At 74.3% G+C, this 16,553-nt stretch carries 13 protein-coding genes; 5 read left to right on the top strand and 8 right to left on the bottom strand.

The features are described 5' to 3' along the window. Positions 1-32: 32 nt before the first annotated feature. The 4 genes from ACSMX9_RS19585 to ACSMX9_RS19600 form a co-directional block, all read right to left on the bottom strand. Positions 33-2,579, bottom strand: coding sequence for a TerD family protein (locus ACSMX9_RS19585; protein ID WP_445403035.1), 2,547 nt, complete (start codon positions 2,577-2,579; stop codon positions 33-35). A gap of 186 nt (positions 2,580-2,765) precedes the next feature. Continuing rightward, positions 2,766-3,173, bottom strand: coding sequence for a hypothetical protein (locus ACSMX9_RS19590; RefSeq protein WP_445395607.1), 408 nt, complete (start codon positions 3,171-3,173; stop codon positions 2,766-2,768). 76 nt (positions 3,174-3,249) lie between these two features. Beyond that, positions 3,250-4,878 (bottom strand): N-acyl-D-amino-acid deacylase family protein, encoded by a 1,629-nt coding sequence (locus ACSMX9_RS19595; RefSeq protein ID WP_445395609.1) that lies wholly within the window; start codon positions 4,876-4,878, stop codon positions 3,250-3,252. Between the two features lie 76 nt (positions 4,879-4,954). Continuing rightward, the gene (locus ACSMX9_RS19600; RefSeq protein WP_445395611.1) at positions 4,955-6,262 is read right to left on the bottom strand and encodes an alanine racemase; all 1,308 of its coding nucleotides are present in this window, start codon (positions 6,260-6,262) and stop codon (positions 4,955-4,957) included. Positions 6,263-6,478: 216 nt separating this feature from the next. Between ACSMX9_RS19600 and ACSMX9_RS19605 the strand changes: the two genes are divergently transcribed. From ACSMX9_RS19605 to ACSMX9_RS19625, 5 genes are all read left to right on the top strand, one after another. Continuing rightward, a complete protein-coding gene (locus ACSMX9_RS19605; protein ID WP_445395613.1) occupies positions 6,479-7,609 on the top strand; it encodes a sugar kinase in 1,131 nt (376 codons plus the stop codon). Further along, positions 7,606-8,454, top strand: a complete 849-nt coding sequence (locus ACSMX9_RS19610) for an IclR family transcriptional regulator (RefSeq protein ID WP_445395615.1) — start codon at positions 7,606-7,608, stop codon at positions 8,452-8,454. Before ACSMX9_RS19605 ends, ACSMX9_RS19610 begins: the two co-directional genes overlap by 4 nt. Then, complete coding sequence (locus ACSMX9_RS19615; protein ID WP_351249840.1) at positions 8,451-8,861, top strand: RidA family protein; 411 nt, start codon at positions 8,451-8,453, stop codon at positions 8,859-8,861. Before ACSMX9_RS19610 ends, ACSMX9_RS19615 begins: the two co-directional genes overlap by 4 nt. A 316-nt stretch (positions 8,862-9,177) precedes the next feature. Beyond that, on the top strand, positions 9,178-9,801 hold the full coding sequence (locus tag ACSMX9_RS19620) for a hypothetical protein (RefSeq protein WP_445395617.1): 624 nt from the start codon (positions 9,178-9,180) through the stop codon (positions 9,799-9,801). Between the two features lie 129 nt (positions 9,802-9,930). Next, positions 9,931-11,262, top strand: coding sequence for an Nramp family divalent metal transporter (locus ACSMX9_RS19625; RefSeq protein WP_445395619.1), 1,332 nt, complete (start codon positions 9,931-9,933; stop codon positions 11,260-11,262). A 61-nt stretch (positions 11,263-11,323) separates the two neighbouring features. On the opposite strand, the gene ACSMX9_RS19630 is transcribed toward ACSMX9_RS19625, so the two are convergent. From ACSMX9_RS19630 to ACSMX9_RS19645, 4 genes are all read right to left on the bottom strand, one after another. Continuing rightward, a complete protein-coding gene (locus tag ACSMX9_RS19630) occupies positions 11,324-12,649 on the bottom strand; it encodes a hypothetical protein (protein ID WP_445395621.1) in 1,326 nt (441 codons plus the stop codon). Positions 12,650-12,732: 83 nt separating this feature from the next. Continuing rightward, entirely contained in the window at positions 12,733-13,443 is a 711-nt protein-coding gene (locus ACSMX9_RS19635) for a carbon-nitrogen hydrolase family protein (protein WP_445395623.1), read from the bottom strand. Between the two features lie 12 nt (positions 13,444-13,455). After that, positions 13,456-13,965, bottom strand: a complete 510-nt coding sequence (locus tag ACSMX9_RS19640; RefSeq protein ID WP_445395625.1) for a hypothetical protein — start codon at positions 13,963-13,965, stop codon at positions 13,456-13,458. 294 nt (positions 13,966-14,259) lie between these two features. Continuing rightward, a complete protein-coding gene (locus ACSMX9_RS19645) occupies positions 14,260-15,999 on the bottom strand; it encodes a chitinase (protein ID WP_445395627.1) in 1,740 nt (579 codons plus the stop codon). Between the last annotated feature and the right edge of the window lie 554 nt (positions 16,000-16,553).

The following is a 16,553-nucleotide window of genomic DNA, read 5'->3' on the forward strand; positions in this document are numbered from 1 at the left end:
GGGTACGGCAGCCCGCCCGCGGCGCCCCGGCCTCAGTCCTCCTTCGCCAGGGGAAGGGAGGACGGATGGGCGGTCATCTTCCACGGGCCGTCGACGGAGCCCAGACCGAGCAGCAGCGGACCGGGGGGCAGCGGGACGACCGTGCTGAGCCGGCCGCCCTCGCTGATCAGCAACCGGTACTCGGGGAGTTCCACGGCCCCGTCGACCTCGTAGCAGACCAACTGGGTGTAGGCGCCCATCCGGGCCTTGACGTCGAAGTGCAGGTCGGCGGCGGGGCCGGTGTAGAGGAGGGCCTCCGGAGCCTCCCCGCAGAGGGTGTCGGCGCCGAGCGTCCGGGCGGCGGACAGCGGCAGGACACGCAGGGTCCACGTGCCGTCCGCCTCCACCCGCACGCGCAGGGGTCGGTGCCGGGGCGACACGGCGGGAGCGGTGATCCGCACCTGCGGGATGGATTCGCTGAAGAGGCGCTGCTCCTCGCGGTTCCACCTGCTGAGGGTGCAGGCCCCGACGTATCCGCTGCCGTCGTGGGTGAACTCCACCAGCACCGGACCGGCCGGGACGTTCCGGGCGGTGACGACCTGCTTGCCCACGCCGCGCTTCTCGAACACCGGGAAGGAGGGGCCGAAGGACCAGCCGGCCGCCGACCCGGGCGTTCCCGGGGCGGGTGCGCCGTGCCGGGTCCGCGCCACTGCCGTCCCGGCCGCAGGTGCGGTGCGCGGGGCGACGTGCTTCAGTTCCATCGTCCAGGGGCCCTCCGCCATGGAGAACTGGACGATGACGGGCCCCTCGGGCAGCGGGAGGGTCTCCTTGCGCTTGCCGATCTCGTTGAGGACCTTCCGATTGGTGGGGAGGTCCCGGTGGCCGCGCACCTGGTACACGTCGGCGATGAGGTTGCTGTCGCCCTTGTAGTGCACGGTCAGGTCGGCGGTCCCGGCCGTGTGCAGCAGCACCTCGGGGCCGTCGCCGCGGAGCGGTTCGCCGAGCCGCAGGCCGTGCGCCAGCGGGAGCACCCGCAGCCGCCAACGGCCCTCCGCACGCACCTTGAGGCGGAGCGGGCCGTCCTCGGGAACCTCGGTCAGCAGCCGTCCGCGGAAGTTCGGGTGGGTGCTGTTGACCAACGTGTCACGTTCGTTGTTGCGGCGGTCGAGGACGAACAGCCCCGTGTACCCCCTCCCCTCCACGGCGAGCTCCACGATCACCGGGCCGGTTGGGACGCCCTCCGCGGTGACCACGCCACCGTCGTGTCCGGTCTCCTCGTACGGGGTGAAGACCGGGCCGAAGTCCCACTCCGCAGCCGCCGGTTCACCGCCTCCGGGAGGTGCCGCGCCCATCGGTGCGGCGGGCGGTCCGGGCACCTTGCGGACCGGGGGAGCCGTGTCGACGGGGGCCGGCGCCGGGAGCGGTGCGGGCAGCGGGGCGCCGTCGACGGGCGCCAGCGCCATGCTCCAGTGGCCGTCCGCCATCTCCAACTGGACCAGCAGCGGGCCCGGTGGCAGCGGGACGGTCTCGGTGCGGCGGCCGATCTCGTTCAACAGGTTCTCGTCCTCGGGGAGTCCGGTGCGCCCGGCCACCTCGAAGGTGTTGAGGATCAGGTTCTCGCCGCCGGAGTAGCGCACGGTCAGGTCAGCGGTGCCGGCCGTGTGCAGCAGCACCTCGGGGCCGTACCCCTCCAGGGGTTCCCCGAGCCGACGGGCGTGGGTCAGCGGCAGCACCCGCACCTGCCAGCGCCCCTCGGCCTCCAGGCGCAGCCGGAGCGGGCGTTCCTCAGGCGCCACCGCGAGCAGTCGCCCGCGGTAGTCGGGCTGGGTGCTGTTGACGAGGTTGTCCCCGTTGCCGTTGCGCGCGTCGAGCACGTCCAGGCAGGTGTAGCCCTCGCCCTCGACGGAGAGCTCCACGATCACCGGGCCGGCCGGGACCGGTGCCGTGACGACCCCGTTGTCCCGGCCCGACTGCTCGTACGGCTCGAAGTCCGGGCCGAACGTCCAGGGGGCGGGGGCGTGCGGAGCCGGGGACGGTGCCACGGGGGGCGGCTCCGCAACCGGTCCGGCCGCGGCGGGCGTCGGCCTCGGGTCCCGCGACGCCGGCGGGGCGTCCTCCTCGGCGACGTCCACGCCGTGGTCCCGGGCCAGGCCCGCGAGGCCGTCGAGGTACCCCTGGCCCACCGCGCGGAACTTCCAGCCGCCCGCCCTGCGGTACAACTCCGCGAAGACCAGGGCGGTTTCGCCCGCCGGGCGGGCCACCTCGTACCGCACCACGGAGGTGCCGTCCGGCGCGAACGCCTCCACCGACGGCTCCCGGACGTCCCGCAGGCTCCCGACCTCGGTCGAGCCGATCACCAGCACCCGGGCGACCTCCGGCTCCAGCCCCGGCAGGTCCACCTCCAGCCACTCGGTCCCCTCGTCCCCGTCGGTCAGTCGGACCGCTCCGCAGGGGTGTGCCGGCTGGCCGTGGAACACGATGTCCCCGTCCCCCCGGACGCTTCCCCCGTCGTCCAGCAGCAGCGCGGTCGCGTCCAGCCCGTGCCGTACGGCGATCCGCAACGGCACCGACGGCACGAAGGTGTTGCCGCCCTTGACCATGTCCCCCACAGGTTCACCCGTCCCTCACGCGTCTTCGTTCACGATCGCCTCCCAGGATGCCGTCTGCCGGCGGCCGTGGGGAGCGCCGGGGCGCCGGCGTGCGAGAGGGGCGCGTGCGCGGGGCGGCGGAAGGCTGTCGAGGCCGGGCCCCTGGAGGGTGGGGGAGGGCCCGGCGGGTGGTGCGGGTCAGTCCCAGACGACCGACCAGATGACGGTGCCGTCCGGGACCTTGGGGACCTCGGAGTAGGAGTCGGCGAGACCGAGGAACACGTCCGCCTCGAAGCCCAGCACCCACTGGGTGCAGACCTCCTCCTCGGCGTACGTGCACACGGCTATGCCCTCCGCCGTGAGGGCCGCGTCCGGGGCCTCCACCGTTTCGGGGTGGAGCTGGACGCGGACCCAGACGACGTCCTCGCGCTGGTCGATCTCCCGCAGGCGGGCCGCGAGTTCGGCGATCGGCGGGCGGCCGTAGCCCCACTGGTTGGGGCCGATGCACTCTTCGTCGGTGTTGCCCTCGAAGAACTCGTCCAGCGTCAGCAGCGGCATCGGACCGGTCTCGCCCGTGCGTCTCATGACTTCGCTCGCGGTGATCATGGGACGGGATGGTTGCACGTGCGGTGCCCTCTTGGGGAGGGGTCGATGGTCACTTGGCGATCTGTTGCCGATCCGTTCACGGTCGGTGAGCGGAGCCCCTGACGGTGCGTCCGGCGATGACGTCGGTGCGCGCGCCGTGGTGCATCACGAACTCGCCGCCGATGAGGACGTGCGGGATGCCCACGGGACGGGTGCGGGGCTCCGCGTAGGTGGACCCGGCGGCGACGGTGTCCGCGTCGAAGAGGACGAGGTCCGCCCGGTAGCCCTCGCGGACCAGCCCGCGGTCGGCGAGGCGCAGCCGGGCGGCGGGGCGGGCGGTGAGGTGGGCGACGCACTCCTCCAGGGACAGCACGCCCAGTTCGCGCACGTACTTGCCGAGGTACTCGGGGAAGGTCCCGTAGGCGCGGGGGTGGGGCTTGGCGCCCTGGAGGATGCCGTCGGAGCCGCCGGTGTGCACCCGGTGGCGCATGATCGTCTGGACGTTCTCCTCGTGGCCCACGTGTTGCAGGATCGTGGCCCCGAGCTCGTCGTCCAGCAGCAGTCGGCGGGCGGTCTCCCAGGGGGTGCGGCCGGTGGCCCGGGCGGTCTCCAGGACGGTGCGGCCCACGTGGTGGCTGTTGGCCCGGTGGGTGACGCCGGAGATCTCGATGGTCTCCCACTCGACGGGCACGCCGTGGCAGCCGTCCGAGCCGAGTTCCTCCAGGTGGTGGCGGATGCGTTCGGCGGTGGCGTCGTCGCGCAGCCGGGCCAGGGTCCGTCCGGGGCCGCCCTCGCTGGCCCAACTGGGGAGCACGGCCGCGAGGGTGGTGGAGCCGGGGGTGTAGGGGTAGGTGTCGAGGGTGATGTCGGCGCCCGCGTCCAGCGCCTCGTCCAGGAGGGCCAACAGGTCGTCCGCACGACCCTTGTTGACGCCGAAGTTCATGGTGGCGTGCGCCAGGTGCAGCGGGCAGTCGGCCTCCCGGGCGAGCGCCACCATCTCCGCGTACGCCTCCAGCGCGCCCGCCCCGTAACTGCGGTGGTGGGGGCAGTAGAAGCCGCCGTGTTCGGCGACCACCCGGCACAACGCGGTGAGTTCGGCGTCCTTCGCGTACATGCCGGGGGTGTAGGTGAGGCCGGAGGACATGCCCACCGCGCCCTCCCGCATGGCCTTCGCGGTCTCCCGGCGCATCAGGTCGAGCTCGTCGGGGGTGGGCTCGCGGTCCTCCCAGCCCAGCGCCAGCATCCGCAGGGTGCCCTGGGGGAGGAGGTAGGCGGCGTTCAGGGCGATGCCGCGGTTGCCGTACGGGTCGGTGTGGGCGCGGTCGAGCCGGTCCAGGTACTCCCCGACGCTGCGCCAGTCGAAGTCGATGTCGGAGCCGTCGCCGTTCCAGCCGGCGACGGTCCGGCGGATCTGGGCCAGGGTGGTGTCGTCGACCGGGGCGTAGGAGATGCCGTCCTGGCCGATGACCTCCAGGGTGACGCCCTGGGCGACCTTCGCGGTGTGCGCGGGGTCGCGCAGCAGGGCGAGGTCGGTGTGGGCGTGCATGTCGATGAAGCCGGGGGCCAGGGTGAGGCCGTGGGCGTCCAGGGTGCGCCCGGTGGTGGTCGGTGGCGGTCCGCCGCGGTGGATCTCCGCGATGCGGCCCCCGCGCAGGGCGAGGTGGGCCGGGTAGGCGGGGGCGCCGGTTCCGTCGGCCACGCGGGCGTTCTTGATCACCAGGTCCATGCGGTTCCTTCCGGTCCTTCCGGAGTGCTCCGGCCCACCGGGCGCGGGGGCGTGCGCCCCCGGCGCGGGAGCGGGGTCAGAAGTGGGTGCGGATGAAGTCGGTGACGGTGCCGTTCGCCTCGACGACGGGGATGAGCTGCCACTTGTCGAAGGCGGTGCACGGGTGGGAGAGCGCGAGGGAGAGCCAGTCGCCGACCTCCAGGTCGGCGTCCGGGGTGGTGACGAGCCAGCCGTGCTGGTCGGACAGGGCGGTGAGGGTCACCCCGGTCGCGGGGTGCTCGGCGCCGTCGCGGTGGACGGTGCGGGGCACCGGGAGGTCCAGGTCGTGGGCGGCGTCCCGCTTGCCGGCGTTGACGAACGCCTGCTCGGGGGAGGGGCGGGAGACCACCTGGGACCACAGGCGCAGCGCGGGGTGCAGGGCACCCTCCTCGGGGACCCGGTTGAAGGGGGTGACGTGCTTGTAGTGGCCCTCGTCGTGCGAGACGTACGCGCCGGAGCGCAGCAGCTTGAGCGCCGGCGCGGAGAGTGCGGGCAGTTCGGCGAAGACCTCGGCGACGGCGTCGAACCAGGCGCTGCCGCCGGCACTGACGACGATCTCGGGGAGGTCCGCGAAGCGGCCGTCCGCGTCGAAGGCGACGGCGAGCGCGGTGAGGCGGCGCAGCCAGGCCCGCACCCGCTCGGGGTCGGCGTCCGGCACCTCGCCCTCGTAGCCGGCGACCCCGACGAGGCGGAGGGTGTCGGTGGCGGCGACGGCGTCGGCGAGGGCGGCGCACTCGGCTTCGGTGCGGGCGCCGGTGCGCGCGCCCGCGCCCGCACCCAGTTCCACGACGACGTCGAGCCGGCGCGTCGAGCCGGTCAGGGCGCGGTCCATCAGCTCGACGCCGCGCGGCGAGTCGACGTAGCAGAGGAAGGCGAAGTCCGGGTCGGCGGCCAGTTCGACGGCGATCCAGCGCAGGGCGGCCGGGTCGACGAGCTCGTTGGCGAGGAAGATCCGCTGCACGCCGAAGGCGCGGGCCACCCGGACCTGGTGGGGGAGGGCCAGGGTGACGCCCCAGGCGCCGCGCTCGATCTGCCGGGCGAAGAGCTGGGGGGCCATGGAGGTCTTGCCGTGCGGCGCGAAGGCGAGGCCGTGCCGGGCGGTGTACGACTCCATGAGCGCCAGGTTGTGCTCCAGCCGCTCGGCGGAGAGCGTGAGCACGGGGGTGGTGAAGCCGCCGGTGAACAGGTTGCGCCGCTGGTTCGCCAGCTCACCGACGGTGAGCCCCTGGGCGTCCGGGGGAAGGCCCTTGAAGCGGTGGTCCACGCGCTCGTCGGCGAGGGCCGCGAGGGCGGCGGCGGGCTGCGGGGTCGCGGTCCGTGCGTCGTCGTTGACGGCGGCGGCCATGGGAGCCTCCCGGGGTCGGGGCGGTGGAGCCTTCTGGTGCGGTTCACCAGTGTGCGTGTTGCGACATTTGCAACGCTCATTGCGTATGTCGCACGTAGCTGTCTAACATCCCACCGAACGCCGGGTCAACGGAGCCCGCCGGCCGATCTCCCCGCCCCCCGACCGGTCTCCGGTCGGCCGACCCGCGCCGACGGACCAGTGAGGAGCCCCACCGCCGTGACCGCCCCCGGAGCCGCCCCGCCCGCCCCCGCCCCCGACGCCTCCCGGGAGCACACCGGCGCGCCGCACGGCGGCCGACCGGACGCCGTCACCCTCGGGGAGTCCATGGTCACCTTCCTGCCCTCCGCGCCCGGCCCCCTCGAAGACGTCCCCTCCTTCGCCCGCGGCATCGGCGGCGCCGAGTCCAACGTCGCCTGTTCCCTCGCCCGCGCCGGCCACCGCGTCCGCTGGCTCAGCCGGGTCGGCGAGGACGGCTTCGGCACCCACCTGGTCCGCGCCATCGGCGACCACGGCGTCGACACCAGCGGCGTCCGCCGCGACGAGCACCGGCCCACCGGCATCTACTTCCGCACCGCCGGCGAACGGGCCGTGCGCAAGGGCGAAGGCCCCGGCGCCGACGGCACCCCGCTCGCCGAGGTCGTCTACTACCGCGCCGGCTCCGCCGCCTCCGCCATGTCCCCCGCCACCATGGACGTGCCCGCCCTGCTCGCCGGCCGCGTGCTCCACCTCTCCGGGATCACCGCCGCCCTCTCCGCGGACTGCCTGGCCCTGCTCGAAGAGCTCACCGCGCCCCGCCCAGACCGCCCCCTGCTCTCCTTCGACGTCAACTACCGCGTCAACCTGTGGCGCGACCACGCCCGCGCCGGACGGGTGCTGCTCTCCCTGGCCCGCGCCTGCGACCTCGTCTTCGTGGGCGCCGACGAGGCCGCCGTCGCCTGGGGCGTCACCGGCGGCCCCGAAGCCGTCCGGGCGGCCCTGCCCGGACCCGAGCTGGTCGTCGTCAAGCAGGGCGCCCACGGCGCCGAAGCGCTCGCCGCGGACGGCACCCGCACCTTCGTGCCCGCCCTGAAGGTCGACGTGGTGGCCCCGGTCGGCGCCGGCGACGCCTTCGCCGCGGGGTTCCTCTCCGCCACCCTGCGCGGACTGCCCGTCCGCGACCGGCTGCGCCACGGCCACCTCATGGCCGCCGCCGCCCTCACCGTCCCCGGTGACCTCGCGGTCCCCCCGACCCGCGCGCACGCCGACCACCTGGCCGCCCTCGACGACGCCGCGTGGGGGAGACTGCGCCTTGGCCCCGGCTGGACCGACGTCGGCCCCCGGGCCGAGGAGGAGGTACCCACCAGATGAGCCAGACCGTCGACCGCGCGCTGTCCATCCTGCCGCTGCTCGCCGAAGGCCCCGCCGACCTGGGCAAGGTCGCCGACCGGCTCGGCGTCCACAAGTCCACCGCCCTGCGGCTGCTGCGCACCCTGCACGAACACGGACTGGTCTACCGGCAGTCCGACCAGCGCTACCGGCTCGGCGCCCGGCTCTTCGCCCTCGCACAGGAGGCCGTGGAGAACCTCGACGTCCGCGAGATCGCCCACCCGCACCTCGTCGCCCTCAACGAGAAGGTCGGCCACACCGTCCACCTCGCCGTCTACGAGGAGAACGAGGTGCTCTACATCGACAAGGTCGAGAGCCGCTACCCGGTCCGGATGTACTCGCGGATCGGCAAGCCCGTCGCGATCACCGTCGCCGCGGTCGCCAAACTGCTGCTCGCCGACCTGCCGGAGGCCGAGCGGCGGGCCATCGCCGACAAGCTCGACTACCCGATGTACACGCCCCGTTCGACGCCCAGTGCCGCCGCCTTCCTCAAGGAACTGGCGACCGTGCGCGACCAGGGCTGGGCCACCGACCTCGGCGGCCACGAGGAGTCCATCAACTGCATCGGCGCCCCCGTCCGGGGCGCCGACGGGCGGGTCGTCGCCGCGATGTCGGTGTCCGCGCCGAACGTCGTCGTCACCGCCGAGGAACTCCTCACCCTGGTGCCCCTGGTGCGGCGCACCGCCGACGCCATCAGCCGCGAGTACTCCGGCGGCACCCCCCACCCGTCCGGCCCCGGCCCGTCCGGCGCCGTCACCCCGGGCGCCGCTGCCGGCGGCCCCGGTCCGTCCACCCACCGCACCACCCCGAGCGAGGATCGCCGATGACCCAGAAGACCGCCCTCACCCCCGCCACCCACACCACTCCGCCCGCGAAGTTCTCGCACGGCGTGCGCAAGGGCAACATCCTCCAGGTGGCCGGACAGGTCGGCTTCCTGCCCGCGGTGGAGGGCCAGGCCCCCACCCCCGCCGGCCCGACCCTGCGCGAGCAGACCCTCCAGACCTTCGCCAACGTCAAGGCGATCCTGGAGGAAGGCGGCGCGAGCTGGGACGACGCGATGATGATCCGCGTCTACCTCACCGACGTCGACCACTTCGCCGAGATGAACGGGATCTACAACGCCTACTTCGAGGAGCAGGGCCTCACCGCCCCGCCCGCCGCCCGCACCACCGTCTACGTGGGCCTGCCCAAGGGCCTGCTGATCGAGATCGACGTGCTGGCCGTCCTCGACTGAGCCGTCCCCCGACGGACGGGCCGTCCGTGAGTCCACGGCCCGCCCGCGGGGCGCCCGCCGCCGCGTGCGCCCCGGGTCCGGGCGCCCCCGTTCGCCACGGGGGCGCCCGGACGGTCGTCCCCCGTTCCGCGACACGCGGGGGCCCCCGACCGTCCCGGCCGGCGGCCCGACCGCCGGCCGGCTCCGCCGTGCCCACCGCACGCAGCGTCTTTGTCCGGCCTTTGCCGCCCCCGGAACCCCGCTTTACCGGACGCACCGGTCACGATCGGGCCCCCGCCCATGCACGGCACAGGAATCTCGGCCATACTGCGGGACCGTGGAGCAGCCCATAGGCAAGAACCCCTCACTCGTCGACGCCGCCGCCATCGACCCGGCGCACGTCCCCGGCATCGCGACGCCCGTCGCCGTCAGCAAGCCGGGTGCGGCCCGCCCGGACGGAGACGACCCGGACGGGGGCGAGCCCCCCGCACCGGGGGAGTCCGCCGTCGAGCCGGCGGACGTCGTCCCGTCCGAACCGGCACCCGGGGCCGGGGAGCCCGCGGCCGAGACCGGGTCCGCCGTGCCCGAGGGGCCGGCGTTCGAAGCGTCCGACCGGCGCGGGTCCATGGCCGTGGACGGCACCGGCGTCCGGTTCACCCTGGACGACCAGGCCGCCGAGTGGACCTGGGACGAGATCGGCGCCGTCGAGGTCACCACCGGCCGCTTCCCGCGCCGGCTGACCCTGTACGTCCACACCCCGGACCGCCGCTGGTACCCCAACGAGGTGCACGCCCGCTCCAAGGGCGAACTCGCCCGATGGGTCGAGGAACTCGACGCGGCGCTGGACGCCTGGTTCGACGAGGGCGCGGAGGACTCCGAGGGCAGCGCGGACGACGCGAAGACCGCGGAGGCGCCGGCCGAGGAGTCCACGGCGCAGAAGCCGGCCCGGGCGAAGGACTGAACCCGCGCGTGCGCCGTCCCCTTCGGGCCGGCGCACGCCGTCCGTCGCGCGCGCCCCCGTTCGAGGCGCCGCACCGAGTGCCCCCACGGGGGGGTTGTGCGACCGGGGGGTCTGCGCTTCCTTGGAGGGATGGCCGAGACGAGCGAGACCCCGGGCACCCCCGCAGCCGCACCGGATTCCTCCGACCCCCCGTCGCGCCGGTCGAGTTGGCGCCACATCGGACCCGGCATCGTCGTCGCGGCGACCGGCGTCGGCGCCGGCGACCTGGTGGCGACCCTGATCGCCGGCAGCAACTTCGGATACACCCTGTTGTGGGCGGCGGTGGTCGGCTGCCTGGTCAAGATATCCCTGGCCGAAGCGGCCGGCCGCTGGCACCTCGCCACCGGACGCACCCTGTTCGACGGATGGCACAGCCTGGGCCGGTGGACCACCGCGTTCTTCGCCGTGTACGTGGTCGTCTGGGGCTTCGTGTACGGGGCCGCCGCGATGGCCTCCAGCGCCCTCCCGCTCCAGGCCCTCTTCCCCGACGGCTGGTCCCTGGAGACCTGGGGCGTGCTGTGCGGGCTCGTCGGCCTGGCGTTCGTCTGGTTCAACCGCTACGCCGTGTTCGAGAAGGCGATGACGGTCCTGGTGGGCGTCATGTTCCTGGTGACGGTGTACCTCGCCGTGCGGGTGACCCCGAACCTCGCGGACGCCTTCGCCGGACTCCTCCCCGTCCTGCCCGACGAGAAGGACTCCGTCCTCAACACGCTCGGCCTGATCGGCGGCGTGGGCGGGACGATCACCCTGGCCGCCTACGGGTACTGGGTCAACGCCAAGGGCTGGACGGGTCCCGGCTGGATGGGGACCATGCGGCTGGACAACCGGGTGGCGTACGCCACCACCGGGGTGTTCGTGATCGCGATGCTGTTCGTGGGCGCGGAACTCCTGCACTCCTCGGGCGTTGCCATCGCCGGCGGGGAGCGCGGACTCCTCGACCTGTCGGAGGTGCTGGAGGACCGCTACGGCGGCGCCACCGCGAAGCTGTTCCTGATCGGCTTCTTCGCCACCTCGTTCACCTCGTTGATCGGCGTCTGGCACGGCGTCAGCCTGATGTTCGCCGACTTCGTCGCCCGGCTGCGCGGGGACGGGGCGGGGCGCGGCAGCGGCGAGTCGGTGGCCTCCGGCGAGCGGCAGCGGTCCCGGGCCTTCCGCGGCTACCTGCTGTGGCTGACCTTCCCGCCGATGGTGCTGCTGTTCCAGGGGCAGCCGTTCCGGCTGGTGATCCTGTACGGGGTGCTGGGCGCCGCCTTCCTGCCGTTCCTGGCGCTCACCCTCGTCTGGCTGCTCAACTCCGACCGCACGCCCCGCGAGTGGCGCAACGGCCCGCTCAGCAACCTGATGCTGTGCCTGGCCGGGCTGCTGTTCGTGGTGCTGTGCGTCAAGCAGGTGGCGGACCAGCCCTGGGGGGACTTCTTCTGAGGTCCCGGCGGCGTGCGGCCCCGTTCGCGGGGCGGGCGCGGTACCCCTCCCGGGCCGGCGGTCAGCGGAGCCCGGCCGCCCGCTCGGCGACGGCACGCAGTTTCGGGTCTGCGTCCGCCACCAGCACGAGGGCCGCGCGCAGGTCCTGCGCCCCGCCGCCCGCCGCCAGCAGTCGGAGCGCGGCCAGCCGCACGTGCCGGGACCGGTCGGGGCCCACCCGGTCCAGCAGCCACCCGGGGGGCAGGTCGCGGGCGCAGGACAGCAGGGACGTCGTCGTCTCCCGCACCACCGCCGGGGCGGGATCGTCGAGCAGGGGGCGCAACCGCTCCCGGTCCACCCGGTCCAGCAGCCGCAGTCCCTCCACCGCCCGGGCCCGTACGGCCGGCACCGGGTGCGCCACCAGCGGCCACAGCAGCGCGGCGTCCCGCGGGTCCCCGCACTCGGCGAGCCCCACCACTGCACCCGGCGGCGGGCCCGGGACAGCGTCCGAACCCCGGACGGCCTCCCGGTAGCGCACCGCCGGATCGCCCCCGGTCCGCCTGAGGACGTAGCGGGCGCAGGCCCGCACCAGGGGCGAGCGGTCGGCGAGGAAGGACTCCGCCCGGGCGCCCCAGCCGGCCCGCCGCAGGGCGGTCACCCCGGCCGCGCGGCAGCGCGGGTTGCGTGCCGACAACAGAGACTCCACCACCTCGTCGAACTCGCCCCCGTACCCCCCGGGCCCCTCCGGCAGCGCGGCCAGGGCGGCCGTCGCGCACAGGTCCTGGAGCACCGGATCCTCGGCCCGGCGGGCGGCGGTGCGGGCCAGTTGGAGGGGGGACAGTCGGCCCTCCGCCAGTGCCAGCCGGTGGACGAACCGTCGGGTCGCCCGGTCGGGGGCGTCGAGTTGGGCGGCCCACTGCTCCCGGTCCGCGCCGCGCAGCGCCTCGCTCAGCAACCCGACGGCGAAGCCGCCCCGTTCGCCCCGGGCGGCCAGCAGGATCAGGGGTGCCAGCTCACGGGCGTTCCCGGCGGTCAGGGCCCCGGCCAGCAGCCGCCGGGCCCGCTCCCGTACCGCCTCCACCCAGTCCGCGCAGCGGATCACCACCAGCGGCAGCAGCGCCGGGCGACCCCGCGCCGCCTCCAGGGCGGCTTCGCGGACGAACCCGTTGCGGTGGCACAGGGCGAGTGCAAGGCGGCCGTCGTCCAGCGTCGAGAGGTCGGCTGGGAGCGGGGCGACCCGCTCCCAGCCCGGGTCCGCGGACCCGTACGACGCGTACCGGCGCGCGCCGACGTCCAGGGCCAGCCAGCCCCGGGGGCCGGGGACGGGCAGGGCCTGCGGCAACGCCGCGCCCCCGGCCAGTCGTTCGGCGGCTGCCGCACCGCCCCGGAAGTCAACCTCGTCCGTCATGTCAGCCGCTCCTTCCCGACCCGTGCGTGTCGTTCCGGGGCGAGCGTAGGCGCTGGATGCGCGGCGGTGCGCGGGATTTTCGCTCAGGCGTCGACGTCCGCGGTCACCACGGCGGGGGTGCGGTCGTCGGCCTCGGCGAGCAGGGCGCCGTCCGGGCCCCACACCGCGGCGCCGCCGCAGCCGGTCCAGGGACCGGCGGGCCCGACGTGGTTGGCGAGGACGGTGAACAGGCCGGTGGTGCGGGCGATCTCCGGGTAGAGGGCGGCCCGTTCGGCGATCCCGCCGCCCGTGCCGTACAACGAACTTGCCAGGTGCACCCGGCAGCCGTCCGTCGCGCCCCGGGCGACCAGCGCGGGGTGGTGGTTGTCGAAGCAGGTGGCCAGGGCGAAGCGGACCCCGTCCAGGGCGAAGCGGCCGTCCGCGTCCCCGGCGGCGAACACCGCGCGCTCCTGCCGGTGCAGGTGCTGTTTGCGGTAGACGGTCAACAGGGCCCCGTCCGGGCCGTGGACCAGGGTGCCCAGGGCGGGCCGGGGGCCGCCGGTGGGCAGGGCGCCGCCGACGACGGTGGCGATGCCGACGGAGCGAAGCGGGTCGAGGCGGGGGTCGTCGGGCGCGGTCCACAGGGCCGGGTCGGCGGCCAGGGCGTCCGGGACGTACCCGGTGAGGGCCAGTTCGGGCAGCACCAGCAGCGCGGCGCCCTGCGCGCGGGCCGAGGCGGCGAGCGCGGTGATCCGGCGGACGTTGCCGGGCACGTCACCGGGAAGGCAGGTCAGTTGGGCCGCGGCGATCCTCATGGGCCGAGCCTGTCACACCGCCCGCGGCGGTTCGTCGTCGCCGGCCGCGGCCGCGTGGACGAGCGCGAACGCCCGGGTGGACTCCAGGACGGTCCCGTCCGGGTGCCGTCCGAAGGCGGCGGCGAGGACGACGGGGAGGTCGGCCGCGGGCACGACGGCGCGGACCTCGGCGAGGACGGCGGGGAAGTCGGCGTCCGAGACGATGCCCGAGTGCTCCCCGCGCAGCCGGTGGACGACCGCCACCAGGTCGGGGCGCAGCCGCATCCAGGTGCGGGAGGTCCGGATCTCCTCGTCCACGTGGTGCAGGAACCACCGCAGCACCTCGTACGGCACGTCCAGGTGCCGTCCCCGGGGGTCGAAGCACACCGTGGGCTCCCGTGCCGGGTCCTCGTCCGGGACGATCGCGGTCACCAGGGCCCGCTGCCCCCGGACGACGTCGAGTTCCAGGTACCAGGCGTCGTCCGGAACGGAGTGCAGCACGGTGATCGCGTAACCGAGGGTCGGGTGCCTCAGGGGCGTCATCGGACCCGCCCGTCGGCCGGGGGCGCGGTTGTGGACTCGGCGTCCTTCCCGGGGTTCTCGGGGGCGGGGCGGGTGTCGTCGTCGGGCATCCGTCGATGCTCGCACGTCCGGCCCGCCACGGGCACCGGTGCCGCGGCCGGTCGACGGGGCCGGAACGCACCGCTGCGCCGCCCGGGGACGGGCGGCGCAGCGGGGGGTGAGCGTCGTGCGCGTGGGGGTGCACGGTTCACCCGGAGGGGCGGTTTCCCGGGCGGTCACCGGTGTGGGGCCCGATGACCGCCGACGGTGAGCCCGTTAGGGCAGGGTGCGGATGTGCGGACCGACCGCGTTGGACCAGGCGTTGCCCGCCGTGGCGTCCCAGTTGGTCGACCAGGTCATCGCGCCCCGCAGCGCCGGGTAGGCCCGGGCGGGCTTGAAGGAACCGCAGTTGGTGAGCTTGGTCAGGCAGTCCAGGGCGTTGTTGACCACCGAGGGGGCCACGTAGCCGCCGCCCGCCGCGCGGGTGGAGGCCGGCAGGCCGATGCCCACCTGCGAGGGGTCGAGGCCGTTCTCGACCTGGATGCAGGTCAGGGCGGTGATGAAGTCGACCGTGCCCTGGCTGTAGACCTTGCCGTCGCAGCCGAGCATGGCGCCGCTGTTGTAGTACTGGGTGTTGACGACGGTGAGGATGTCCTTCACGTTCAGCGCCGTCTTGAAGTACTCGCCCGCGGTGGACTGCATGTCGATCGTCTGCGGGGCCATGGTGAGGACGAGCGAGGGGCCCGCCTTCGCCGACAGCTGGCGCAGCGCCTGGGTCATGTAGGTGGCGTTGAGGCCGTTCTCCAGGTCGATGTCCACGCCGTCGAAGCCGTACGACTGCATCAGCGCGTGCACGGAGTTCGCGAAGTTGGTCGCGGAGGCGGCGTCGTTGACGCGGACGGTGCCGAGTTCGCCGCCGACCGAGATGATGACCTTCTTGCCCGCGGCCTGCTTGGCCTTGACGTCGGCGCGGAACTGCGCGTCGGTGTAGCCGCCGAGCTGGGCCGAGTTCAGGGTGAAGGACACCGCGCCCGGGGTGCTGGTGGCGTCCGCGAAGGAGACGGCGATGATGTCGTAGGCGTCCTGGACCTGGGCGAGCGTCTGGACGGTGGCCTGGTTGTTGAAGTTCTGCCAGTAGCCGGTGATGGCGTGCTTGGGCACGCCGCCCCCGTTGCCGCCCTCCTTGAGGGTCCGACCGCGCACCACGGGCGTGGACTTGACCGACTCGCCGGCCGCGTTGGCCGCCGAGACCTGGAAGCCGTACTCGGTGTCCGGGGCGAGCCCGGTGACGACCGCCGAGGCGCCCGACACGGTCTGCACCTTGGTGCCGTCCTCGCGGTAGACGTGGTAGCTCGCGGCGTTCGGCACGGGCTTCCAGGACACGTCGAGGGAGGTCTTGGTGGCGCCGCCGACCGCGACGCCGGTGGGCGGCACCGGGATGACCGGCTCCTCGCCGTTGCCGCCCCCGCCGTCCGGGCCGAACACGGAGACGTCGTCGACGAGGTAGGCCGCGGCGCCGTACCAGCCGTGCGTGTACACGGTGACGGACGTGGTGGTGGCGCCGGTGGTGAAGGTGGTGGTCAGCTGCTTCCAGCCGGCGGAGTCGGCGGTCCAGGTCGACACGTCGGTGGTGCCGGTCCCGCTGGCCCCGAGGTAGGCCAGTCCGCCCTGCACCCAGGCGCTCAGGGTGTAGGTCGAGTTGGGCTTCACGGCGACGGCCTGGGTACAGCGGGCGTTGTCGTGCCCGGCGGGGGACGCCTTCAGGGCGCCGGTGCCGGTGCGGACCGGGGAGGACACGGCGGAGCCGGTGGTCGAGGAGCAGGCCCAGTTGGCCAGGCCCGACTCGAAGCCGGGGTTCTTGGCGTTGTTGACGTCGGCCGCGGCGGCCTCGGTGGCCAGGCCGGTCAGGGTCAGCGTGGACGCGGCGAGCGCCGCGGACAGGGCACCGGCCCAGGCCCGGCGGGGGATGCGGGAGCCTCTGCCCGCGGACGCGGCGAGGGGGGAGCGACGGATCACTGGCTGCCTCCGGTGGGGGTGGTGGCGAAACGAGTAAGCCGGGTGGGCACGGGTCACTCGACGCCGGGTGTGGGGGCGTGCTGCGGACGGTCGGAGCTTGTGGGACGGCGGAACCTGGTACGACGCGTGACGTGCGCGGTGCGAACGTGCGAACGACGGGTGGGGCCCGGACGGGTGGGTGTCCGTCCGGCGGTCGGCGCTGCGGAGCGGTCGCCGTTCCCGTCCAAGTTGGTCCAGACCAATCGGAGTTGTCAATACCTCCGACATGGCCCCGTGCCAGCTGAGAATGTCCCAAAAGCCGTAGGGGTAAGGGGTGTTATGCCTGGCTTGAACTTCTCTTATGGCTCGCTTATGGATGCCGGGTGCGCTGGGTGGTGCCCCGGTCCGGGCGCGCCGACGGTAGCGGGCCGGGGCCGCCCCGCGGCGGCCTTCGGCGGCGTGCTGGATTCCGCTTCCGGGTACCGTCGGACGCGGTGGTGCCGTACGGCCCGGCAGGGCGGGGTCGGCGCGCTGGAACAATGAATTCCGCTTCACCCTGCGTCAAGGCGGTCCCA

The sequence above is a fragment of the Streptomyces sp. LE64 genome (assembly GCF_052606915.1).